Below are 25,387 nucleotides of genomic sequence, written 5' to 3' on the forward strand. Positions count from 1 at the left end.
CGCAGTTTGAACGGACTGGAATGAATTACTCAGATTTGGCCCGGGTTGGTTTCATGCTATTGATATATTCTGTTGGAGACATTCCAAACTGTTTGGTGAAAGATCTTGTAAACTGCGCCTGTGATCCAAATCCGGTCATTGAGGCAATTTTCATTATTTTAAAGTTTTCCACTACCAAAAGCTCCGCAGCTTCTTTCAACCTGGTAATTGTGATTAGCTCGTGGGGACTTAGATTGGCTATAGCCTTTATCTTCCGATAGAAGGTTGGCCTAGTCATGTTCATCAAACCTGCCAGCAATTCAACATCGAGTGATTTGTTGCTGATGTTTTCCAGAATAATCTTATTCAACCGGTCGAGAAATACTTCGTCTGACTTGTTGTATGCCATACTTTTCAAATGCGCTAGTGGAGAGGTCGCGAAGTATTTTTTTATTTTTTCCCTGCTTGCCAATAGGCTTTGAATTTGGGTAAGCAGGTGATCTGGCGAGAATGGTTTTTCAATATAAGCATCAGCACCTGATTCCAGGCCTTCTATCTTAGACTGAAGTGTACTTTTGGCAGTCAGTAAAATAACCGGAATGTGGGCATACTCGAGATTGTTTTTAACGCTATTACATAAAGTATAACCATCCATAATCGGCATCATCACGTCGCTAACGATTAGATGAATACTTCTTTGCTGTATTAGATCCAATGCATCAGCACCGTTACCTACCTCTAAGACCTGAAATTTTTTGCAAATCTTGGCGGTTATAAATTCTCTTATTTCAACATTATCTTCAACCAATAAAATCACTGGTTTTTGCTGTTGGCTATCTTCCGTTTCTTCGGTTTCAGGTTCCGTTGGGTTTTTGCCGGCTATTGTTACATCTTGATCCCTTCTTGGGAGCATCAGGGAAAATAGGTTATAATGTCCCTCGGCAATACTCAACCGTAGCGTCCCCTGATGTAATTCTGCTAAAGAACGGGCAAGTGGCAAACCAATCCCCGTTCCCCTTTGGTCTTTGTTATATTCAAGCCGGTAAAATGGCTCGAAAATCTTTTCATGGAGATCATCAGGAATAAGTTCTCCGTCACTCTTGATCCCAATTTCAAAAACTTGATCATGAAGAATGACCTCCATAAAAATCTTATTTTTTGCATACTTAACTGCATTATCAATCAAATTGCTTAGCATTTTATTCAAAGCTTCAGGATCTGCTATAGTCAAGAATGTAGGTTGTGGGAACTTTATATTGAGTTCTATATTTTTGGTGGCCATTTCTGACTTGTAGCGAATGCAATTTTCTTCCAATAGTTGGTTGATATTGACCGTAACCATATTCAGGCTAAAACCTTTAGTTTCCGTCTTTCTAAAATCCAGCAGCTGGTCTGTCAATTCCAGCAGTCGATCGGTGTTTTTTCTTACCGTTACCAAACTGTCTTTAATGGAGGGCATCTCCTGAGAATTTTTTATCACATCCTCTAATGGCCCCTTTATTAAAGTTAAAGGTGTTCGAATTTCATGTGTAACGTAGGTAAAGAACTCCAGCTTTGAATTATAGAGTTCTTTTTGCTTGTTTGATTCCCATAATTCAGACACACGCACCTGTTTATCAATCAGACGTCTGCGATAATAGCGGATAGTAAGATAGAAAATTAGGATAAGCGCCAAACTGTAAATAAAAAGTGCGTAACCACTGGCCCAAATTGGCGGGTCTATAAAAATGACCATTTCAGTTGAGTCCTGATTCCATTTTCCGAAACCATTGGAAGCCCTAATTTTGAACGTATATGTGCCTGGCGAAAGGTTGGTAAAATAGACTTTACGATTGCGTTTCAGGTAAACCCAGTTTTTGTCCAAGCCCTCCATCATGTAACGGTATTCTGTGGTTTCCGGAGAGGTATACCCCAATGCGGCAAAATCAATACTGAATGTGGATTGATCATGAGGCAAACGGATCGCTTTTGTAAAGGTTATCGACTTTGATAATACAGAATTCTCCCTATTAATTTCCAGTTCTTTATTGAATACCTGGAAACCTGTAATGTAGACAGGGGATAGAAACCGATTAATACTGAACTGATCAGGAGAAAAGCTAATCATACCTTTTAGACTACCGAAATACATCTTGCCGTCTTGATCTTTAAATGCGGAACTATAGTTGAACTGATCACTGAGCAATCCATTTTCTTTTGTATAGGTTTTGATGTTTTCATTTTTTGGGTTGAAGCAAGCCAAACCACGAGAGGTACTGATCCATAAGTTTTGATGCTCATCCTCAAGAATTTTGTAGAAAACATCACTTGGGAACCCGTCTTTACTGAAATATCTTCGGATTTTATTGTTTTTCCTATCAATTTTATTAAGCCCATTCTCTGTGCTCACCCATAAGCTACCCTTCGAATCGATAAAAACGCTGTTGACGGCATTGCTGCTGATGCTGTTCTTATTTTGTTCGTCCGTGGTAAATGAACCTGAAGTATTACTGATGGGGTCATAGAAATATAGACCGGTTCTGAGTGATGCCGCCCAAATTGTACCCTTATTATCTTCAAGCAGACTGGAATAGTGAATATCAACTGGTACTTCACTCACCACATTAAATTTATCAGCTGATCTATTATATCGGTATAGTCCATTGGAAGTGCCGATAAGAAGGATTCCGGACTTTGTTTTTAACAAACTTTCAACAAAGTTGCTTTTCATCTCGTTATTTCCAGGCCCGGCACTGTAGTGCCTGATTACTTTTCCGGTATTAATGTCTATCACATCTAGCCCACGTTCAAAAGTTCCTACCCAAAGTTCGTTGCCTGCCGCCATTAAACCATGAATATTGGTATGAGCAATGCCCGTATTATCTCCCGTAGGCTTAAAATGTTTAAATAGGTTAGCCGTTGGGATTAGTTTGTTTAAACCACCATCCTCTGTTCCAATCCAAATATTCCCTTTAAGATCATTGCAAATTTCGCGAACGGCGTGGCCGCTAAGGTTCCCCGCTCCTTCTTTGGGAAAATACTTATCGAAAACGACCGGCTGATTCGAATGATAATTTATCCCCCCGAAATAGGTACCTGCCCAAACGCCTCCTTCTTTATCCTTGGTTAGCGTGTAAACTGCGTTATCAGACATTGAATATGGATTATTGAATTCATGACGAAGATTGGAATAGCCACCAGTGATCATGTTGTATGAGAAAAGGCCAGATTCGGTAGCGATCCAATATTCATCTCTGTTTTTTTCCAGGAAACTTCTTGCGTATAAAGCCGTCCGATCTGGATTCTTGATATTGAGGTCTTTGTAGGTCAGAGATTTTTGATCGAAAACCTTAACACCCTGGTTGGATGTCCCGATAAGAAAATATCCTTTACCGGTATCATACAATTTTTCGATCCATCCCGAAATGGTGGGTTGTGATTTATCGAAAACGCTATAGCTTTCAAAATTATTGCCCATTTTGTTATACATCTGGATAAAACCATCGTTCGTAGAAACCCACAAATCTCCTGTTGGCGTTATAGATATGGAGGTTGCGCCTGGGTGTATCCTGTGCTCAAATTTCGTCAGTTTTTTAGTTTTCTGATTATATTTACAAAGCAACAAGCCTGCAATGTACCAGACATTACCTTGTTCATCTAATCGAACATCCCTGATATCTTCATTTTTAGTAGCTTTTATGAAGTCAAAACTTTCGGTTGCGGAATTGTATTTGTATAGACCGCTAAGAGTTCCTACCCAGATGTGCTGCGTTTGATCTTCATATAGAGCGTGAATGAAATTACTGCCAAGGCTTTTTGGATCGTCCGGGTTGTTCCGGAAGGTTTTGAAAATATACCCATCAAACCTGTTTAGACCATCCTTTGTTCCAAACCACAGAAAACCCTTCCTATCCTGAATACTGCAGATCACTGAGTTATAAGATAAGCCGTTCTCCACTTGATAGTGCCTGAAAGTATAGGATTGTGAAAATGCCGAGGCATGGATCATGAGGAACAGCAACATCGATATCAGCAATTTCTTCATTTGTCTCAAGTATTTGGTTAGGCTAAATATAGGATGAAAAGCGCAGAGGTAAGCTCATCGATCTTTGGATCGGCCATTTTTAGGCTTAATTGAGACAAATTAGTGTCTTTTTGATCTATATCCTCAAATGTAAATTACTCATTTAGCAAAAGTTTTCAGTGACTCAGGTTGCTGAAACCGCATTAACCATATATAAACCAAAATGAGTATGAAAAAAAAATTAAAACTTGGCAAAGTGTTGAGGCTTTGCTTTACGCTCAGTTTACTATCTTTCCTTTGCTGTCAGATTGCCTATTCTCAGGGTAGAATTTCAGGAAGTGTATCCGACAAAAGTGGTATACTCACTGGGGTTAGCGTACAGGTAAAAGGAACATCGTTATCCACGACTACAGACCAGAATGGTTCTTTCAGCATCAGCGTTCCTAACACAGAAAATGCAGTATTGATCTTCTCTTATGTAGGATATACAAAGCAGGAAATTTCAGTTGCTGGCAGATCAGTAATAAACGTTGCTCTAATCGAAGCTGCTGACGACCTGGATGAAGTGGTGGTCGTAGGTTACGGTGTTCAACGTAAAAAAGACCTTACCGGTGCAGTCTCGATAGTAAAGGCCGCAGATGTTCAAAAAAGGCAGGCGACAACTGTAGCCGAATCATTGCAAGGGCTTGCAACAGGTATAAAGGTTCGCGGTGGTGGACAACCTGGATCAGAAGCCCAGATACAGATCAGGGGACTAAAAAACCTTTCAGGAACAAATCCACTTTATGTAGTTGACGGACTTATTACCACTGCAAACCGAGATTTCAACCCAGCGGATATTGAAAGCATACAGATATTGAAAGATGCGTCAGCTGCAGCGATTTACGGCTCAAGGGCTGCCAATGGTGTGATTATCATCACTACCAAAAAAGGTAAGGCGGGACCCATGCAAATCGAGTTTTCAGGGAAAAGCGGTTTACAGTCCATTCCCCGGTATGATCTTGCAGAAACGGATGAGTTTTCGAGGATTAATTTCATGGCATATGACAATGCGGGTGTGCAGAGACAACGATTGGACCTTGGCGTAAATACCAACTGGCAGGACGAAGCCTATCAAACCGGTAACATTCAGGATTATAACCTGAGTTTTTCTGGCGGCACCAAGGATGCAAGTTATTATGTTTCTGGGGGATATTTTGGAAATAAAGGTACGGTAATCAGTACAGATTTTGACCGGGTTAGTTTCAGGGTAAATACAAAAGGCACCAGAGGCATATTTACGATTGGTGAAAATCTGGCGATAAGCAAAGCCAAACGAGATGAGATGTCTGGCAATCCTATTGTTGATGTTTTCAGAATGCTTCCAACCATCCCAGTTTATGATGCAAGCCATCCTGGTGGTTATGGTTATGGCGACGAAGCCAGGGCACGTACATTTGGAACCAATCCAGTTGCCATTGCAAATATTGAAGACAGAATCAACGAAAACCTGAGAATCAGAGGTGATGTTTTTGCAGAACTTCAATTGTTGAAGTCTTTAAAATTCAAAACTACATTGGGTTATGAAACAAGTTTAGACCATTATACTTATTTGAAGAAGGATGGTTTCTGGACGCTGAATCAAGCATTTGATCCAGCTATCTACAACGAAAATAGGGCAGAGTTTTCTTCTCTTTTGAATGAAAACACCCTGACTTTTAATAAAGCCTTTAACAAGCACTCTTTTAATTTGCTTGTCGGTCAGTCTTATCAAAAGACAAAATATGCGCAGATATCTGGCACAAAACGAAATGTATTATTCAACCCAAGTACGGGAACATACTATGATGTTTTAGATCAGGGAAATGAACCTCAGACGGGTGGATACAGAAACCGGTTCGATTTAATATCCTACTTCGGCAGGCTTGAATACAATTATAATGACAAATACCTGTTCAATGGCGTATTTAGAAGTGATGGTGTTTCGAAATTCGGCCCGCAAAATAAATTCGGATATTTCCCATCTGCATCAGCCGCCTGGAGAGTTAGCAAGGAAGAATTCTTCAAGGTATCATGGATCGACGACCTAAAAATTAGAGCCAGTTATGGCACCCTGGGCAGTAGCAACATCGGAGAATATGAATACCAGGGATTTATTAATACCTTTTCTACAATTGCATTGGGATCAAATCAAGCTGTACAGCCTGGGGCTACACAGGTACGTTTAGCCAACTCCAATCTGAAATGGGAGAAGGTAATCCAACAAAACTATGGTCTGGATGCTGCTTTCCTTAACAATAAGCTTACCATTAGTGCAGAATACTTCAATGCCAGAACAAAAGATGTTCTGATTGCATTTCCGTTATTGATCTCTACAGGAAATGATGGAGGCAATCCCAGGGTAAATGGAGCGACCTTACTGAATAAGGGTTTTGAGCTGACCACTACCTATGCTGGCCAGGTGCAGGATTTTAGGTACAGTGTAACTGCCAATCTTACCACCTTAGAAAACGAAGTTGAAAGTTTGGGCTACACTCAAAACAAAACCTTTGTTGGAAATACAGTAACCGAGGTTGGCCAGCCGATCGGTATGTGGTACGTGTTACAAACAAATGGCTTATTTCAAACCCAATCTGAGGTCAGCAACTACAGAAATTCGGCAGGAAAGATCATTCAGCCAAATGCCAAACCAGGTGACATTCGCTTCCGCGACAATGATGGTGATGGGGAAATCACCAATAAGGACAAGATGGTAGTGGGCAGTCCGTGGGCTGACTATGAGATTGGCTTAAATCTTAATGCTTCCTATAAAGGTTTTGAATTCTCAATGGATTGGTTTGGATCTTTTGGCGCTACGGTTTTCAATGGGCCAAGAAGTATAACAGAAAATTTCTCAGATAACTCAAATTATCTTAAAGGTGTGCAACCCTGGACTCCTGAAAACCCTAACACAAATGTTCCAAGGGCGTTTTATGGCAGTTCTGTAAATTCAAGAGGAGATACAGACCGCTGGCTGGAAAATGGGAGCTTTGCGAGAATGAAATATGTAGGAATATCGTATGGCCTCCCCGAGCAATTAATCAGCAAATGGGGTATTAAAAATGCGAGGATATCACTGTCTGCACAAAACCTGGTCACAATTACTAAATATACTGGATTGGATCCCGAGTTTAGCAACTCCAGTATTTTCGAGAAAGGATATGATTTTGGTGCATTTCCTAACTTGAAAACAGTTTCATTAGGTTTAAATTTTGGATTTTAATTAAGAGAAAAGATGAAAAAAATTACTTCAATCATCATATTAACAATTGTTTTGACACTTAATTACGGCTGTAAAAAAAGCCTTTTGGATCAAAACAATCCCAATACAATAACTGTAGAACAGTTCTGGAAAACTGAAAGTGATGCCAAAAAAGGCATTAACGCCGCTTATGCTATGTTCTATCAAAACGGCGTCTGGAACAGATGGATATATTTCCGCCTAGATTTGACCTCAGATGAGGGATGGAGCAATAGCCCGTGGGTAGAGTTAGGTGACTGGACCCGCTTCCAATACATCAATTATAACTTCTGGGAAGGCAATGTAAACTCATATAGAGATACTTATAAAGCCATTTTTAGATGCAACCAGGTGCTTACTTATGTGCCAGCAATCCAGTTTGCTGATGAGAAAAAGAAAACAGAAATCCTGGCGCAAGCGAAATTTCTCAGGGGCTTATATTATTACTATGCAGCAATTCTTTGGGAAAACTTCCCCATTGTTACTGAACTTCAAAACCCGGTTGATCTCCCACAAAAAAGCAGCCTGGCACAGGTTTGGGCGCAGGTAGAAAAAGACCTAAGCGAAGCGAGCGCAGGCCTTCCTGAACAGTGGACTGGGGCAGAACTTGGAAGAGCCACTAAGGGTGCTGCACAAGCCCTGCTCGGAAAAGCATTTATGCAGCAAAGAAAATGGAATGAGGCGAAAACAGCATTTGATTACCTGGTTACAGGAGCTGGAAGAGCAAACTATGATCTGGTTGCGAACTATCAGGATAACTTCAGGGCAGAGAATGAAAACAATCGTGAGTCTGTGTTTGAAATTCAGTTTTCAGATGCCAACAAAACTGGCGAAGGCGATGGTCCCAATGCAAACATGGGCAGTAACAGGAGTCAGTTTTTTGCCCCTCGCAGCGTAGGCTGGTCAGATGGTCAAGCAAGATTCTGGATGGTAAGTGAATTCAAGAAAGAGAAAACCACGACTAATCAGACTGATCCACGATTGAGATATACATTATTTTACCCAGGCCTTGAGGCAGATTTTGGAGACAAAACCTATGGAAGAAGCTGGCAATGGGGTGCCGATGAGGCTTGGTTCAAAAAGTATTCGAGAGATTACATGCGAACCAATGAAGATTATTTCAACCAGGTCAACAATAGATTAATTCGCTATGCGGATGTACTTTTAATGTATGCTGAAGCGCTGAATGAGCTTGGCCAAACCACTGAGGCTTACCAGTATGTAAACCGTGTTCGTGCAAGAGCAAAAATGGCTACGCTATCTGTAGCTTATCCGGCAATAGGAACTGATAAGGATCTTTTCCGGGAGCGGCTAAAAATAGAGCGGGTACTGGAACTATGTGGAGAGAGCGTAAGATTTGCCGATTTGAAAAGGTGGGGCGAACTCGATACCCAGGCTGGGGTGGCTAAGGTGGCGCTGCGTGACCCGGATTTCAGAAATTTTGTTGTTGGAAAGAGCATCAGGTTGCCTTTGCCAGAAGTTGAAGTAAGTAATAACCCGAATTTGGTACAAAACCCTAATTACTAAACATATGATTTTGAAAACAAGTGCTTATATCTATCTTCTTTGTTTATTTGGCTGCAGCAAGCCAAGTGTAGATACTGGAATTAAACCTCCAACGAAACCTTCTGATCTGCCAGCTTATAATATTGGTCTGGCAGATCCAACCATATTTGCTGACAATGGCAAATATTACCTCTATGGTACAAGCGGCGATGTAGGCTTTGAAGTTTACGAGTCATCGGATTTGGTTAACTGGAAAGGCCCAGTGGGAAAAAATAATGGCTATGCCCTCAGTAAGGGGGAGTCTTTTGGCACAAGTGGATTTTGGGCGCCGCAGGTTTTCAAATATCAGAACGCCTACTACATGGCCTATACAGCAAATGAGCAAATTGCCATTGCCAAAAGCGACAGCCCTTTGGGTCCATTTAAGCAGACTGAGATAAAATCTCTAGCTGGGAACGGCAAGCAAATCGATCCTTTTCTATTCTTCGATACTGATGGCAAGCCATATTTATACCATGTCAAGCTTCAAAATGGAAACAGAATTTTCGTATCGGAAATGAAAGCAGATCTTTCTGATGTTTTAAAGGAAACAGCGGTTGAATGCATCAATGCCTCTTTGCCATGGGAAAATACAGAGTCGCTACCATGGGCTGTGGCAGAAGGTCCAACGGTGATCAAGTTAAAGAACCTTTATTATCTCATTTACTCCGCAAATGACTTTAGGAACAAAGATTATGCGGTAGGTTATGCCACCTCATCCTCACCTATCGGACCGTGGAGAAAATATGAAGGAAATCCGATCATCAGCAGGGCAACTTTAAAACTGAACGGAACGGGCCACGGAGATCTTTTTATCACCCCAGCCGGGGACTATAAATATGTGATGCATACCCATAATAACAACACCCAGGTATCACCAAGACTGACTGGCCTAATTGATATAAAGTTTCAGAAGATTAAAGATGGAGAAGCCGAAGTAATACAGGCCGACCCGACGACTTTCAAGCTATTGAAATCCACCCAACCTTAAATCACCGACAATGGAACAGTTGAAAACAATTATGATGAAAAATCTCAAAATCCCTTTTCTGGCTTTTGCATTACTGACACTTGGTTTTCAGTCTTGTGTCCAGAACCAAAATGACCAAAAAACAAGTCAACATGAAACCAGAAAGGTCTGGAGTGTAGATAAAGCTAACGAATGGTATAAAAAATGGGGATGGCTTCGTGGCAGTGATTTTATCCCGAGTACAGCGATCAATCAATTGGAGATGTGGCAGGAGGCAACTTTTGATACTGCAACTATAAGCAGGGAACTTGGATGGGCGGAAGGAATCGGCATGAACTCCATGCGTGTTTACCTTCATCATAAAGCATGGCAGCAAGATCCCAAAGGTTTTAAAAACCGTGTAGCTAAGTATCTTGACATCGCTGATAGCCATAAAATATCAACCATCTTTGTGATATTTGACGACTGCTGGAACCCTAACTACAAAATTGGCAAACAGCCTGAGCCCAAGCCAGGCATACACAATTCTGGTTGGGTAAGAGATCCAGGAGACTTGTATTACCAAGATCCAAAATTAGTGGATACATTGGAAAGCTACGTTAAGGATATCCTGACTACTTTTCGCGATGATAAAAGAATTGTACTATGGGACTTGTACAATGAGCCCGGCAATTCTGGATATGATAACAAGAGCCTCCCGCTTCTTAAAAAAGTTTTTACCTGGGGAAGAGAAGTTGATCCGAGTCAACCATTGTCTGCCGGGGTATGGAAATTGGCCCTGAAAGAGTTAAACAGATATCAGGTCGAAAACTCAGATGTGACCACATATCACAATTACGGTGACCCGGCAGATCACCGCAAATGGCTAGACTCGCTGAGAGGTGTTTCAAAACGTCCATTGATCTGTACAGAATATATGGCCAGATCCAGAAATAGTTTATTTAGCAATATTATGCCAATGTTGAAGTCAGAGAATATAGGCGCTTACAATTGGGGGTTGGTCGCTGGAAAAACCAACACCAAATATGCTTGGGACACACCATTAAAGGACGGAAGTGAGCCAAAATTATGGTTTCATGATATTTTCAGACCAGATGGTTCACCATACAGGCAAGATGAAATTGAGGTAATCAAAGTGGCTACTGGAGCAAATAGCCGATAACGAGGAGATTAATTAAATTCATCTCAAACTTTTGGGGTTGCTAAAAAGCTGCTCTATTTTTAGCTAAGATCTAGAATCGGTCAGGTAAATCCATATTTTACCTGACCGATTTTGCTCGGGTTTTGTTATTTACCTCCATGATTTGCTTCCGGATGTTAGTAAGGTGTCGAGGTGATGAAGATATATAACCCTCTTTGGAGACGCCAAAGAAATTAAGAAATGAGTTTATCATTATTTAAAAATGTTGGTGACAGTCCTAGTACAAGTAACCGCTCTAAGGAAATCCCTATCCTACTCGTTTTACGATTGCCCGAGTAAATCCATTCTCCACCCATATTGCTAAAGCGAAAGCTTTAACCAACTCAGATGTTGTCAACCACATAGATACAACAGAGAGATTAAATACGTTAAATACCCAAATACCATTTCCAATGAAAAAAATGCTGATACTTATTTTTCTTCCCATGCTATTGCTTTTGGGTACTGTCCAAGGGCAGGAAGCTGGAATCCTCAAAAAAAATATTCTGAATATCTTGGAGGGTAAAAAAGCCAAAGTTGGCGTTTCCATCGCTGATCAAACAGGAAAAAACATAATAACCATTCATGGAAAAGACAGGTTTCCCCTACAGAGTGTGTTTAAATTTCACGTAGCGGCTTATATACTTTCAAAAGTTGATCAGCAGGAATTGTCCCTGGAACAAAAGATTCAGATAACAAGTACAGATCTGCTACCGAATATCTACAGTCCAATAAAAGAAAAATTTCCGAAGGGAACTGTGATGAGCCTTAAAGAGATCCTGGAATATGTGGTATCAAAGAGCGACAATATAGGTTGTGATGTCTTGCTCCGTCTGATTGGTGGACCACAGGCAGTTGAAAGTTTTTTTCTGAAACATAAATTCAGCGGAATTTCAATCAAGATCAATGAAGAGAGGCAACAGGCAAGCTGGGATGCGCAGTTTATGAATTGGTCATATCCGGTGTCTGCCACTGAGGTGATGAGCGCTTTTTACCTTAACGGTAATCAATTGCTTTCTGAACATAGCCACTCTTTGCTGTGGCAAATGATGACGGACACCGAGACAGGGCCTGCGCGGATCAAGGGTCAACTTCCAAAAGGCACAATTGTTCGACACAAAACCGGAACCTCAGGTACGAATTCAGTGGGCATTACTTCGGCCGTAAATGATGTGGGTTTGGTCGTTGTAACAGATCGAAAATTTTTCTTCATAAGCATCTTCGTTTCGGATTCGAAAGAAAATATGGACACTAACGAAAAGATAATCGCAGATATAGCAAAAGTTGCCTGGGAATTTTTTGAAGTGCATGATACAGTTCAGAAATGAGGAATATGTTGATTTAGGTGAACTATTATCTACATCTATCATTTTCTCAGATTAGCGCTTTGGTATAACATGGTGTATCAAGTTGAAAAAATTTGCCATTGATAAATGGTGATGGAAAAATTTATCTTGGGGAAAGATAAAGTTAAATTTGATAACTGAAATTAATCAATACAAAATATGAAAAGAGAGATTTTTACTATAATACTCTGCTGCCTTTCTGTATTTGCTTCCGGTCAAAAAGAGGTTTATTTACAGAAAAACAACATCCTCTATTACCAGGATTACAACCAAAAGCCGAATGCCTTGATAAGTGCGCGTTGCAAGCTGGATGTTTACTATCCGAAGTCTTCAACAAAATTTAGTACCCTCATATGGTTCCATGGCGGGGGGCTTACAGCAGGGAACAAAGAAATTCCCGCAGAATTGAAGGACAAGGGAATCTGTGTGGTCAGTGTTGGATATCGCCTGTCTCCTGAAGTGACTGCGCCAGGATATATTGAAGATGCTGCAGCTGCGGTCGCATGGGCTTTCCGGAATATCGAGAAACTGGGAGGTGATACTTCCCGCATTTTTCTTTCTGGGCATTCGGCAGGTGCTTACCTGGCCAGCATGATTACCCTGGACAAATCCTGGCTCGATAAACATAAAATTGATGCCAATCGGATTGCAGGCCTGATCTCGCTCAGCGGGCAGGCGATCACACACTTTACCATTAGAAAAGAAAAAGGGCTTGCAGCTACAAAGGTCGTGGTCGATGAACTGGCACCTTTGTATTTTGTCAGGGCGGATGCCCCACCAATCTTACTCATTACGGGCGATAGGGAACTAGAATTATTGGGAAGATATGAGGAGAATGCCTATCTCATGAGAATGATGACTATTGCTGGACATCGTAAAACACGACTTATGGAGCTACAAGGATACGGCCACGATATGACCAAGCCTTCCTTTCCGCTATTATTAAAGGAAATTGACAGAATTGTACTTTCCAAAAATATCGGCGCAAGATAGGATGCTATCCCGAAAATATTGTTTGTGATGAGACTTTAGGATTAGGTATCCTGACCTTTGCTTTCAGTAAAATTAATGCAGGAAATATGACTTTTTTACCCATAGCTTGCATGACAAAAAAATTTTAATTAAAAGCACCTTTTTATGGTGGTTCAACTAGCAACTGCGTAGGGTTGCTTTGGCATCCGCAACGATCATATCGCTAAGGCGCTTTAAACATTTACAGTTGGGCATTGCTAGCATTCCAAGACCAGAATCTTACACTGACTCGTGCAACGTTGCTGGCATCAATATGGTGAGGGGGGGGGGTACTTCTTGCATCTCCCTATTTTTAGAAGGTATTTGTCAGACTTTTCACCGTCAATTTCCTCTATATAATTATTAGAAAACAGTGAAATACCCGATGAATTTACAGCTTATTACCGATATCACAGGACAAAGGGCAAAACCAATCACGCCCAGGTAATTCGCCCGCGATACATTTTAGTGGGCGTAGCGATAAAATGTTCGAGGGTTTCAACAAAACCTCAGCACTGCTGGTCACGAGATGAAAATATTCGCCTTCAAAAGGCATTGTTTCTACAGTAGCTACTTGAAAAGTTTTCTGTTGTGTTTAGCCTGGGGAATCCTTCAGCGATTGCCTTAAGCTGGATAATAAGCTCCTGACTTTTCTCAACGCCATGAAGCTCATACCCATTTTTCTAAAAGTAGTATAGGTTTCTACAAACCTCAAAGCCCGCAGATGGAATGATGTGGCAGTCCCGCCTAGGTACCTTCAAGACGCTGGTCGAAGTCTGTGGTCGTATTTATAATTTTATTAAGCTAAATCATACATACGACCAGAGAATCCTTCCAATAGAAACCCCAATTTACTTTAAGAATTTATAAGTAGTTGAAGTTTTATAAACCTGACCAGGCGTAAGTTCTGTAGATGCGAAATTTGGATGATTTGGTGAATCAGGAAAATGTTGTGTTTCTAAACATATTGCAGAACGATATGGATAGGACTTTCCGCCTTTACCATCTTTATCTGCGCCGGTTAAAAAGTTTCCGCTATAAAATTGTAGACCAGGTTCGGTTGTAAAAACTTCCATCGAAATACCGGTAACAGGACTTTTTACAATCGCTATTGCTTTTTTATCATCATGTGCATTTAAAACAAAATTATGGTCATAACCTTTACCAAACTTTAATTGTTGATCAGCATCATCTATGTTTTTACCAATTGCTTTTGCTTTACTAAAATCAAAAGCTGTTCCCGAAACTTCATTGAATTTCCCGGTAGGAATAAGCGTTGAATCAACTGGCGTATATGCTTTTGCATCAATATATAATTCCAAATCAAGAATGGTTTTATTGCCTTCGCCATTTAAATTAAAGTATGCATGATTTGTTAAATTAACCACTGTAGCTTTATCGGTAGTCGCTTGGTAATCGATTTTCAAGGCATTATCCTCCGTTAAAGTATAAATAACTTTAACATCAAGTTTACCCGGATAACCAGCTTCACCATCTTTTGAGCTATAGGTCAATTCCAATTTTTGTCCATCAATTTGTTTTGCATCCCAAACTTTCGAAAAGAATCCATCAGTACCACCGTGCAAAGTATTTTGACCATCATTTAATTGCAGGCTATATTGCTTACCATTTAAGGTAAATTTTCCTTTGGCAATTCTGTTCCCATAACGACCAATTAGCGCACCGAAGAATGGTTCTCCCTTTTTACGATAAGCACCAATACTATCATAACCTAAAACAACATCTGTTAGCTTATTATTTTTATCTGGAACCAGGAGTGAAACAATTCTTCCACCGTAATTTGTAATCGATACTGATGCACCTTCTTTATTTTTTAGTGTATAAAGCGCTACATTCTTGCCATCAATAGTTGTACTAAATACGGAGGAATCACCTGCGAGGTCCGTTTTTTGATCTGTGGCAGTGTTACAAGAGAATAAGAACGTACTCACACACAATGTGGCTATGGATAAGCCCTGGATTATATTTTTTTTCATAAAGATTAAATTGGTTAAAGATTAAATGAATTATAATTGAAGCATTTTAAAACATTGGGAATACAGATAACTGAAAGCGTTAGCGTTAAAACGAAGGCTAAAGCGAGTTAAAGTTTTATTTTTACGGTTTGTCATATTGCTGGATAAATTACCAGTAAACACTATAAAGGGCAACGATTAACCCGATAATTATTAAGGCGCCAACTGCAAAAGCATTTGAGGTCTTAAACATTCTAGCATCAATTTCAAGACCCTTTGGATTAATTTTGTTTTTACCTTCCACAAGGCTTATCAATACCATTCCTGCTATACAGAAAACAAATACGAAACCCATTCGATCCAGAAATGGTATTTCATACAGCCCCTCGGAATTTTTTACTGAAAAACCGGTCGAGGCCAGCCAGGACAAATCGGCAATGTTTGGTAATGCCTTTAAAAGCAAAGACATGGCAAAACCCCCAATAGTAGCAAACAAAGCTGCATTAGAAGTTGTTTTTTTCCAGAAAAATCCGAGAATAAACATCGCAAAAATCCCTGGTGATACAAATCCAGTGTATTCCTGAATGTACTGGAATCCCCCCTTTTTATCGATACCCAGGTGGGGTGCAATTAGCACTCCGAGAATCATGGCAACAACAATTGATATTTTACCTGTAAGCACTAAGGTTTTTTCCGAGGCGGATGGATTGATTACCTTTTTATAGATATCCAAAGTAAATATTGTTGCAATGCTATTTGCCTTACCGGCAAGGGATGCAACGACTGCTGCTGTCAGGGCAGCAAAAGACAGACCTTTCAATCCTGCGGGCAGTAGGTTCAGCAGAACCGGATAAGCCCGGTCTGGATTCACCGAACCGGATTGCATCATCTCATTCTGAAAGGCGCCGTCTTTATATAAAACATAGGCTGCGATACCAGGTAAAACGACAATTATGGGCATTAATAGTTTTAAAAACGCTGCGAAGAGCAGCCCTCCCCTTGCAGTGTTTAAATCGGCGCCCAAAGCACGCTGGGTAATGTATTGATTGCAGCCCCAATAATTCAGATTTACAATCCACATACCGCCAATAAGCACGCTTAATCCTGGAAGATCAATGTAATTTTGATTCGTTGGCTTAAGTATCATATGAAAATGTTCAGCAGCTTTACTGGTCATGAGTCGATATCCTTCGAAAACTCCCGTGGTACCATAATGGGATGAAACTAAATTTAAAGCGAGGTAGGTTGTAGCAAGACCACCAAGAATGAGAAAGAAAACCTGTATAACATCAGTATATCCGATTACTTTCATACCGCCCAAAGTGATGATAATGGCAAATGCGGCAATGGCATACATACAAAGTTCCAAATTAAACCCTGAGATACTACTCACTGCAAGAGCGCCCAGATAGAGTATTGATGTCAGGTTGACCACTACATATAGCAGCAGCCAAAAAACGGCCATAATCATGGCCACAGTTCCATTATAACGCTGATGAAGAAATTGCGGCATTGTCGCAATCTTGTTTTTAAGGTATACGGGGATAAAAAATACGGCAACAACGATCAGCGTTAAGCCCCCCATCCACTCGTAGGTAGCAATGGCAAGCCCCATCTTAAATCCAGAACCACTCATCCCGATAAACTGTTCGGCAGAAATATTCGACGCGATTAAAGAAGCGCCGATTGCCCACCAGGTAAGTGAACCTTCAGCTAAAAAGTAATCTTTGGATCCCGTGGAAACTGACTTCTTTTTATTATAAATGTACAGGCCATAGGCGGTAACGATTACGAAATAGACCGCGAAAACGATATAATCCTTCGTATCGAGAATATTATTTTTCATATATTTATTTGGTTATTATTTAATAGTCAATTTAAAAATCAGGTGGAAAGGCAATCTTTTTCAATTACAGTTTTATCAGTACACAATAGAAGTACCCTCATCACTTTCTACTACATAGGTGTCTAATGAGATACCGAATTCGCTCTGGTATAGCGAAATCATTTTGCTTGTCAGTTCATCTACCTGATCTGCTCTTATCAGGTTAATTGTACAGCCACCAAAGCCGCCGCCCATCATCCTACTACCCAGTACCCCTTCATGACTGCTCACCTGGTCGACCAGAAAATCCAGTTCCGGGCAGCTCACCTCGTATATTTTACTTAGACCCGAATGCGTTTGAAACATCAGTTTTCCAAGTGCGGCTAAATCACCCTGTTTAAGTTTATCAGAAGCCAATTTCGTTCTATCAATCTCCTCTATCACATACCTGCACTTTTCGTAGACTTGCCTATCTACCGGCTTCACAAATTCTTCCAGTTCTGCCAGGGATGTATCCCTCAAACTTTTTACTTCCGGATTATTGGCTTTAACTAATTCCACACCTAGTTCACATTGAGAGCGTCTTTGATTGTATGCAGATTCAGAAAGTTTGTGTTTAACATTGGTATTAAATAAAATAAATTTATGTCCCTTGAGATCCAAAGGAATATATTCATGTTCCACTGACCTGCAATCTAAAAGCATTGCATGCCCTTCTCTACCAAAAACGGAGGCGAACTGGTCCATTATCCCGCAATTTACTCCGGCAAACTCATGCTCTGCTTTCTGGCTGGTCAACACCAGATCCATCTTGGAAAGATTCAGGGAGAATGTATGATTTAATGCATGGGCAACTGCGCATTCCAAAGCTGCAGATGATGACAAACCTGCACCAAGGGGTACATCTCCGGTAAGGTAAAGGTTAAAGCCGCCTAAGATGTACCCATTTTTTTGTAGCTGGTCAATTACGCCAAGCACATAATTAGCCCATCCCTTTTCACTTTTAACTATATTTTCAAGGGATACGATGTGAAGCTGCTTATAATTCTCCGCATACAAATGAACTTCTGTATCTGCTCTTTTTGAAAGCGCCACATAAATTGCTTTGTTGATCGCTGCAGGCATTACAAATCCATCATTATAATCGGTATGCTCTCCTATAATATTTATCCTTCCCGGAGATTTTACGATAAGGGGCTGTGATTCGAAAATATCCGAAAATCGCAGTTTTAACTCATTTATATTCATCTGTAGTGATTAGGCATTGATATTCAGCTTCATTTTGTAATGTAAATCAGAGATTTCCCGAAGGCGGTTGGCCGCAAATTCGGGAGTAATGTCCCGTTGCGCGTTTGCAAGCAATTCATAGCCAACCATGAACTTTTTTACCGTAGCTGAGCGCAGAAGTGGCGGATAGAAATGCATGTGCCAATGCCATTCATCATATTCGCCACCATTAACCGGAGCCTGGTGCATACCGGCAGAATATGGAAATGAACATTCGAAAAGATTATCATACCTTGTTGTCAGCACTTTAAGCGCATCTGCTAGGCTAGATTTCTCGCCTTCTGTAAAAAGGGAGATATTGCTGATATGTCTTTTACTGATAATCATTGTTTCATACGGCCAGGTTGCCCAGAATGGAACTAAAACGACAAAATGATTATTTTGGTAAACGATACGTTCTTTTTTAGCTAATTCCAATTTAAGATAGGCTGATAAAAGACTTTCCCGGTGTATCGCATAATAATTTTTCTGACGTTCGGTTTCTTTTAATATTTCCATTGGCACGTCACTCTGTGACCAGATTTGCCCATGAGGATGGGGGTTGCTACAGCCCATGATACTGCCTTTATTTTCAAAAATCTGGATATATTTTATCCACTCAAGTTCTGCCAGACTTTTGAACTCCTGTTGCCAAAGCGCTACTATATCGGTTATTTCCTCTACAGAGAGTTCCGGCAGCGTCAAATTATGTTTTGCGCTGAAGCTAATAACCTTACAAATTCCTCTTTGATTATTGGCAACCAATAAATCGTTTTCATTGGAGGCAAATACAGGGGTATCCTCAAGCAAAGCAGAGAAGTCATTTCTAAAAACAAAGCCCCTTTCATAAGGCGGATTAAGCTCACCATCTGCTCTAACATTTCCAGGGCACAAATAGCATTTAGGGTCGTATTCTGGTCTATCCTCATCGTGCATAACCTCGGTTTGACCTTGCCATGGTCTTTTACTTCGGTGTGGAGATACCAATACCCATTCTCCTGTTAATATATTGAGTCTTCTGTGGGGGCTACTATCGAGTTCGAATGTGCTGCTCATTTCGTATTAATTTGGCTAAAAATATTTCGTTGTTTAAAATCACAACCAGGGCTAAATTATAAATAAATTATTAATTGTCAAACTGACAATTAATAATTTATTTATAATTCTTTATTTTAGCTGAAAATTTAGGAGATTATCAAGCAATTTAATTAATGATAGAGTATTCAGGACAACCCCATTATCTTGTGGCAGTAGATTGCATTGTTTTCGGATTTGACGGTGAGCATCTTAAAGTATTACTAGTCAAAAGGGGGCTTGAGCCAGAAATTAACAAATGGAGTTTAATTGGTGGTTTTGTAGGGCCAGATGAAACCCCAGACGATGCGGCCAACCGTGTCCTTAAAAAAAATACAGGACTCACAGGAATTTATCTTGAACAACTACAAATCTACGGAGAACCCACCCGGGATCCGATAGAACGAACTTTATCGGTTGGATATTTTGCTTTAATTGACATCAACAAATACCAAACGCAGATCAATGATGATTTTCATGCCGAATGGTTTTTAATAAACGAAAGACCAAAGTTGATTTTCGACCATGACACCATGATTGCCGATGCCAGAAAAAAACTACGTTACAAGGCAGCACTCCATCCTATCCTTTTTGAAATGTTACCAAAGAAATTCACCATTCCTCAATTGCATATCTTGTTTGAAGAGGTTAATGATACAAAGATTGATACCAGGAATTTCAGCAGAAAGATAACCTCTACGGGGCTATTAGAAAAGCTTGAGGAGAAAGACAGACTGGGATCAAAAAAGGGGGCATTTTATTTCAAACTGGATAAAAAAAAATACCATGCTAATTTCCAGAAATTCCTTAACCTACTTCCGAATGAAAAATCCTGATTTTTGCCGATTATGGAATTTTAATCCGTAAGGGCGAGGTTCAGGTTAATTAAATGAGATTTTAGTTATAAATCTTGAGGATGCTAAACATAGTAGACAATAATAAGAAAGATGCACAAGATTTGGCTGGTGGTCGGCATAGCGTTCAGCTATCAGTCTCTGTGGTCGTCTGAATTATTGATTTTGGCTATTCATCTATAATTACACCGTAAGTCAGATTGAAGTTTTTAAAGCTTTTGGAATACAAACCAACAATCTCACAAGTTATATGAATAAACACTAAAGCGCGGTCAGTATGCCTCCTCCGGTATATTATAGAACTAACGATTTAACTTTCTTTAATGCAATGGAAGAAGTCTTATTGTTGATTTGTTGATCTCCTTTTCTGAATCTGCAATCATATGACCACGACAAATAACTCAGATATTATAAGCATATCAGTAGTTCCGAAAGTCGCACACAAAAAGAAAATAATCATAGAAGAATGGATGTACCATTTAAATATTTGGAGCTTTAAAACATCTTTCAGGTCAGGACCATAACATTTGGGATCAAACAAATTCTGATATTTAAGCGTTACTATTTCCTAAAATGAGTTACCCTATGAATCACAATAAGAGACCTTTCCAGCCTATCGAAAATTATGGAATCATCGGTAACCTCCAAACCACTGCGCTTGTATCCAAGCAAGGCTCAATTGATTTCATGTGCCTACCCAATTTTGATTCTCCGACGGTCTTCGCTTCGATGCTTGACTCCAAGAAGGGCGGGTATTTCGCAATTGATCCCGATATGGAAGATTACACAACCAAGCAGCTTTATTTGCCAGGAACAGCCATACTTTTAACAAGATATTTTTCGGATTCAGGTATCGCTGAAATCATGGATTACATGCCGTTAACAGAGAGTTTGAAGGATAGTTCAATTGTCCGAATCATAAAGACTGTCCGGGGGAACATTCGTTTCAAAGTCAACTGTGAACCAAGATTTGGGTATTCTAAAGTTCCACATAAAACATATATTAAAGAGAACGCAATTAATTTTGAATGCACCGCTGAGTCTTTGCACCTACAGATGATTGCTGATGTTCCAATCAGTATAAAAAAAGAGGGTGGTTTTGCAGATTTCACTTTGATGGAAGGTGAGACTGCATTTATCGTATTGAAACTCTCCCAGGATGATAGTGATTACGATTTAAACTGGTACAAAAGTGAATCTTATCATAAAACAGCAAAATACTGGAGAAAATGGGTCAATCAGACAACTTACTCGGGCCGCTATGCTGAGCTCATTATGCGTTCGGCCATTACCTTAAAACTACTTACCTCCAGTAAATATGGTTCAGTAGTTGCTGCACCCACTTTTGGACTTCCTGAGACGCTCGGCGGTAACCGAAATTGGGATTACCGGTTTACCTGGATTAGGGATGCTGCATTTACCATGTATGCATTTTTAACATTAGGCTACACCCAGGAAGCAAAAAGCTTTATGGACTGGATACACGGCTTATGTCAGAAAATAGACCTCCAGCTGGTCTATTCTATAGACGGTAAGTCAGATATCAAAGAAGAAATCGCCACCCAATTTGAAGGATATAAAAATTCCAGCCCGGTGAGAATAGGGAATGCTGCTGCCGAGCAGTTCCAAATTGATATTTATGGGGAATTAATTGATACAATCTATATTTATAACAAGTCCTGCGTGCCTATTACTTTCGAATTTTGGACGTTAATAGAAAAGCAGGTACAGACGGTAATAAAAAACTGGAAAAAACCAGATCATGGGATTTGGGAAATCCGCAGTGAAAAAAAAGCATTTTTGCATAGTCGGTTAATGTGCTGGGTGGCACTGGATAGAGCAATTAAGATTGCTCAGTCTCGCTCTTTCCCTTATCCCGAGACGGAATGGCATCAGGTAAGAAGTGAAATCTACACCGATATTTATACTAATTTCTGGAATGAGGATTTGAAGGCTTGGGTTCAATATAAAGGTGCTAACAAAATGGATGCAAGTGTACTACTAATGCCGCTCACGCATTTTATTTCCCCATTTGAACCACGATGGCTTAGCACACTGGATGCGGTAAAGAGAGAGCTTCTCCAAGATGTACTTGTCTACCGCTACAGGAATACAGAGGAGAGCTCTGATGGTCTAGAAGGCGAGGAAGGAACTTTTAATATGTGTTCTTTCTGGTATATTGAGGCGATGGCAAAAAGTGGCGAGGTCGAATTGGCTGCCGAGCATTTTGAGAAGATGATTGGCTATGCCAACCACCTTTCTTTATTTTCCGAGGAGCTAGGTAAACGAGGTGAACACTTAGGTAACTTTCCTCAAGCTTTTACACATTTGGCCTTGATTAGTGCAGCCTTCGAACTTAATAAACAAATCAAAAGAAAAACCTAGAGTTAGTTATTTTGAGCTAAATTATTGTTAGCTCAGTTCATTATGTATATGTTTAGTTGCCTCTAATACTATGATGGTATGATAAAATGTTAAAAGCTAAGAACTGGCTGGGTCTATGTGAGGTAGCTACTTCAAATAAATAAACTTCCTAAATTTTAAATGACATCAATCCAGGTTAGTCACGCCCCAGTTGTATAAATCATTAATTATGGGCTCCAGATTTTGACCTTTATCCGTTAGGGTATACTCCACTGTGGGTGGAACGGTTGCAAAAACCTCCCGGTTAATAATTTTGTGCGCTACCAGATTCTTTAACTCCTTAACGAGCATCCGGGTGTTGATGTGAGGAACGGTACGCTCAAGCTCACTAAAACGCTTTTTTCCCGAAAACAAAATAAAGATGATTGACATCGACCATTTTCCTCCAATAATCTTCAAAATTTCCTGAAAAGCACACTGCTCTTCAAAATTATTTATTTTTTTCATCTTATAACCAGCTGATTTACAGTTAAACTTTACTTTTTGGTATTACTTACCATTTATGTAACTACTTGCAAAAGTAAAGTTTTGGGAGTAATTTTGGAAATAATTTAAATAATTGTTATGAATGATTCACTAAAAGGAAAAACGGCACTTGTTACAGGTGGCACCAAGGGTATAGGCAAAGCAATAGCAGATAAATTGAGTAATGCAGGAGCAACGGTTATTATTAGCGCCCGAACAAAGCCGGAAGAAAGCTCGAGCGGACATTACTTCATAGGAGCTGATCTCGCAAAAGCAGAGAGCGCAGATTTAATATTAAGCGAAATCAAGGCAAAATATGGAAAACTAGATATTATTGTAAACAATGCGGGGTCGCATCTATCACCGGGCGGCGGGTATAGCATACTTACCGACCAGGATTGGGATAATGAGATACAATTAAACTTGATGTCGGCTGTTCGTATAAATAAAGCATTACTCCCCTTAATATTAGAAAATAAGACTGGAGTGATTATAAACATATCAATGAACCCCGCTATTCAACCCATTTGGGACATGACCATGGCTTATTCAGCAGCAAAAGCAGCATTGAATGCATATAGCAAAGCATTAGCATCAGAACTGGGAAGTAAAGGCATCAGAGTTAACACGGTATCACCCGGACTTGTTAAAACGCCACAAATGGAATTGGCAATGGAAGAAATGTCTAAAACATTAGAAATCACGGTGGAGGAAGCAACACAGTCAATAATGGAAAAATTAGGGGGAGTTCCACTGGGAAGACCTGCTAATCCTGAAGAAGTTGGCGACTTGGTTAGATTTCTTGTTTCTGAGGAGGCAAGTTACATCACCGGAGCGGTTTATCAAATTGATGGCGGTTCTCTATCTGTGGTTTAATTTTGATTACATGAAATCCCTAGCCTAGTACGACACGCATTAAAGCCTCGAGTTACAGTCATTGAAGTGAAACCTCCTGGTTCGCTATTGATTATTCTAATAGAGACATGCTGTATAAGCAGATTTATCAAGATTCAGTTGGTATTGGGCTAGGGATTACAACAGCATTGCTTTTATATTGAGTTTCACAGCTATTTCGTTGGGCAATAGCTTCACCAGCATCATTGATGTTTCAGGTGTGAGCGATTAAGAACACTGCTGTTGCATTTTCATTTTTACTATTGTGTTGAATTGCGCAAAGTCATGCGTCACACTCCTTAAATAAGAGAGCAAGCCTTGATACCCCTAGTCATGGAAAAGCCTTTACAAAGTCCATTGGCGACCAAGCCTAATAGAATTACCTAGCAGCTGGCCTAACTGAAAGCCTCTCTGAAGGTGAGCGGAGACATATTTGTTTTCCTCTTAAAGAGCTTATTAAACGACTGTGGATATTCGAAACCTAAGCGGTATCCGATTTCAGCGACTGAAAGGTTGGTTAGGGATAGATACTCTTTGGCCTTATGGATTATTCTTTCATGTATATGCTGCTGGGTGTTCATTCCTGTTAAGGACCGCAGCAGTGAGCCCAGGTAATGTGGTGAGAGGTTAAGCTTATTAGCAAGGTATTCTACCGTAGGTGGACCAGTCTGGGAACTCTTGCCACTATTTAAATACTCATCCAGGACCTGCTCCATAGTAGAAAGAACATCGTGGCTGACTGCTTTACGGGTAATAAACTGTCTTTCATAAAAACGCTTGCTAAAATTCAATAGAAGATCAATCTGGGAAAGAATGATATCCTGGGTAAACCGGTCGATATGCTGTAATCCCTCCTCAATCTTGAGAAAGATATCCTCAACAATATTTTCCTCTTTCTCAGAAAGATGGAGTGATTCATTCAGCGAATATGAAAAGAAATCATAATTTCTTATGGCAGCGGCAAGTGGATGTCCATATAAGAAATCCGGATGAAAAAACAGTGCGTAGCCTGCATCAGCTCCGGCATGGTAACGTGGTGGGGAATCAAAAGAGAACACTTGCCTTGGGGCAACGAAGGTCATCAAACCCTTAGTGTGATCATAATACTGTTGGCCATATCTCATTTTGCCAATCACATTTCTCTTTAGTGATATGCAATAGAAATCCAGGGAAAAATATTTCCATACAGAATCATCCAGTACACGGATGTTAGCGATATGAACCATGCTGATTAAGGGGTGCAGTGGTTCGGGCAGGGATAGTAGCCGATGTTTCTCGGATATGGAATTAATCACCTTCATGCTTTTGAATTTATG

At 40.1% G+C, this 25,387-nt stretch carries 16 protein-coding genes; 9 read left to right on the plus strand and 7 right to left on the minus strand.

The genetic code is table 11. The features are described 5' to 3' along the window. Positions 1 to 25: 25 nt before the first annotated feature. A complete protein-coding gene (locus ACFOWA_RS01680) occupies positions 26 to 4,003 on the minus strand; it encodes a hybrid sensor histidine kinase/response regulator transcription factor (protein WP_378981137.1) in 3,978 nt (1,325 codons plus the stop codon). 208 nt (positions 4,004 to 4,211) lie between these two features. Between ACFOWA_RS01680 and ACFOWA_RS01685 the strand changes: the two genes are divergently transcribed. From ACFOWA_RS01685 to ACFOWA_RS01710, 6 genes are all read left to right on the plus strand, one after another. After that, a complete protein-coding gene (locus tag ACFOWA_RS01685; RefSeq protein ID WP_378981139.1) occupies positions 4,212 to 7,223 on the plus strand; it encodes a SusC/RagA family TonB-linked outer membrane protein in 3,012 nt (1,003 codons plus the stop codon). 12 nt (positions 7,224 to 7,235) lie between these two features. Continuing rightward, positions 7,236 to 8,768 (plus strand): RagB/SusD family nutrient uptake outer membrane protein, encoded by a 1,533-nt coding sequence (locus ACFOWA_RS01690; protein WP_378981141.1) that lies wholly within the window; start codon positions 7,236 to 7,238, stop codon positions 8,766 to 8,768. Positions 8,769 to 8,778: 10 nt separating this feature from the next. Then, entirely contained in the window at positions 8,779 to 9,777 is a 999-nt protein-coding gene (locus ACFOWA_RS01695) for a glycoside hydrolase family 43 protein (protein WP_378981143.1), read from the plus strand. A gap of 10 nt (positions 9,778 to 9,787) precedes the next feature. Next, complete coding sequence (locus tag ACFOWA_RS01700) at positions 9,788 to 10,918, plus strand: glycoside hydrolase family 2 TIM barrel-domain containing protein (protein ID WP_378981145.1); 1,131 nt, start codon at positions 9,788 to 9,790, stop codon at positions 10,916 to 10,918. A 431-nt stretch (positions 10,919 to 11,349) separates the two neighbouring features. Then, positions 11,350 to 12,264 carry a class A beta-lactamase gene (gene bla / locus ACFOWA_RS01705; protein ID WP_378981147.1) on the plus strand — a complete coding sequence of 305 codons (915 nt, stop codon included), beginning with the start codon at positions 11,350 to 11,352 and terminating at the stop codon, positions 12,262 to 12,264. A gap of 177 nt (positions 12,265 to 12,441) precedes the next feature. After that, positions 12,442 to 13,275 carry an alpha/beta hydrolase gene (locus ACFOWA_RS01710; protein ID WP_378981149.1) on the plus strand — a complete coding sequence of 278 codons (834 nt, stop codon included), beginning with the start codon at positions 12,442 to 12,444 and terminating at the stop codon, positions 13,273 to 13,275. Between the two features lie 869 nt (positions 13,276 to 14,144). Here ACFOWA_RS01710 and ACFOWA_RS01715 read toward each other — a convergent pair. The 4 genes from ACFOWA_RS01715 to ACFOWA_RS01730 all read right to left on the minus strand — a co-directional run bounded on the left by ACFOWA_RS01715 (position 14,145) and on the right by ACFOWA_RS01730 (position 19,416). Beyond that, positions 14,145 to 15,290, minus strand: a complete 1,146-nt coding sequence (locus ACFOWA_RS01715; protein WP_378981151.1) for an aldose epimerase family protein — start codon at positions 15,288 to 15,290, stop codon at positions 14,145 to 14,147. Between the two features lie 148 nt (positions 15,291 to 15,438). Next, positions 15,439 to 17,115, minus strand: coding sequence for a sodium/sugar symporter (locus ACFOWA_RS01720; RefSeq protein ID WP_378981153.1), 1,677 nt, complete (start codon positions 17,113 to 17,115; stop codon positions 15,439 to 15,441). Between the two features lie 75 nt (positions 17,116 to 17,190). Next, positions 17,191 to 18,342 (minus strand): galactokinase, encoded by a 1,152-nt coding sequence (locus tag ACFOWA_RS01725; RefSeq protein WP_378981155.1) that lies wholly within the window; start codon positions 18,340 to 18,342, stop codon positions 17,191 to 17,193. 9 nt (positions 18,343 to 18,351) lie between these two features. Next, on the minus strand, positions 18,352 to 19,416 hold the full coding sequence (locus tag ACFOWA_RS01730) for a UDP-glucose--hexose-1-phosphate uridylyltransferase (RefSeq protein WP_378981157.1): 1,065 nt from the start codon (positions 19,414 to 19,416) through the stop codon (positions 18,352 to 18,354). A gap of 155 nt (positions 19,417 to 19,571) precedes the next feature. Between ACFOWA_RS01730 and ACFOWA_RS01735 the strand changes: the two genes are divergently transcribed. Together ACFOWA_RS01735 and ACFOWA_RS01740 are read left to right on the plus strand one after the other, a co-directional pair. Beyond that, positions 19,572 to 20,270: an NUDIX hydrolase gene (locus ACFOWA_RS01735; RefSeq protein ID WP_378981159.1), complete on the plus strand. Its 699-nt coding sequence runs from the start codon at positions 19,572 to 19,574 to the stop codon at positions 20,268 to 20,270. Between the two features lie 603 nt (positions 20,271 to 20,873). After that, positions 20,874 to 22,673 (plus strand): glycoside hydrolase family 15 protein, encoded by a 1,800-nt coding sequence (locus ACFOWA_RS01740; protein ID WP_378981161.1) that lies wholly within the window; start codon positions 20,874 to 20,876, stop codon positions 22,671 to 22,673. A gap of 165 nt (positions 22,674 to 22,838) precedes the next feature. Here ACFOWA_RS01740 and ACFOWA_RS01745 read toward each other — a convergent pair whose 3' ends face one another. Next, complete coding sequence (locus ACFOWA_RS01745; protein ID WP_378981163.1) at positions 22,839 to 23,159, minus strand: winged helix-turn-helix transcriptional regulator; 321 nt, start codon at positions 23,157 to 23,159, stop codon at positions 22,839 to 22,841. Positions 23,160 to 23,276: 117 nt separating this feature from the next. Between ACFOWA_RS01745 and ACFOWA_RS01750 the strand changes: the two genes are divergently transcribed. Further along, positions 23,277 to 24,053, plus strand: coding sequence for an SDR family oxidoreductase (locus ACFOWA_RS01750; protein ID WP_378981165.1), 777 nt, complete (start codon positions 23,277 to 23,279; stop codon positions 24,051 to 24,053). A 413-nt stretch (positions 24,054 to 24,466) separates the two neighbouring features. On the opposite strand, the gene ACFOWA_RS01755 is transcribed toward ACFOWA_RS01750, so the two are convergent. After that, positions 24,467 to 25,372 carry a helix-turn-helix domain-containing protein gene (locus ACFOWA_RS01755; RefSeq protein ID WP_378981167.1) on the minus strand — a complete coding sequence of 302 codons (906 nt, stop codon included), beginning with the start codon at positions 25,370 to 25,372 and terminating at the stop codon, positions 24,467 to 24,469. Positions 25,373 to 25,387: the final 15 nt, after the last annotated feature.

Origin of the sequence: Pedobacter lithocola (assembly GCF_042650845.1) — a bacterium.
GTDB lineage: Bacteria > Bacteroidota > Bacteroidia > Sphingobacteriales > Sphingobacteriaceae > Pedobacter > Pedobacter lithocola.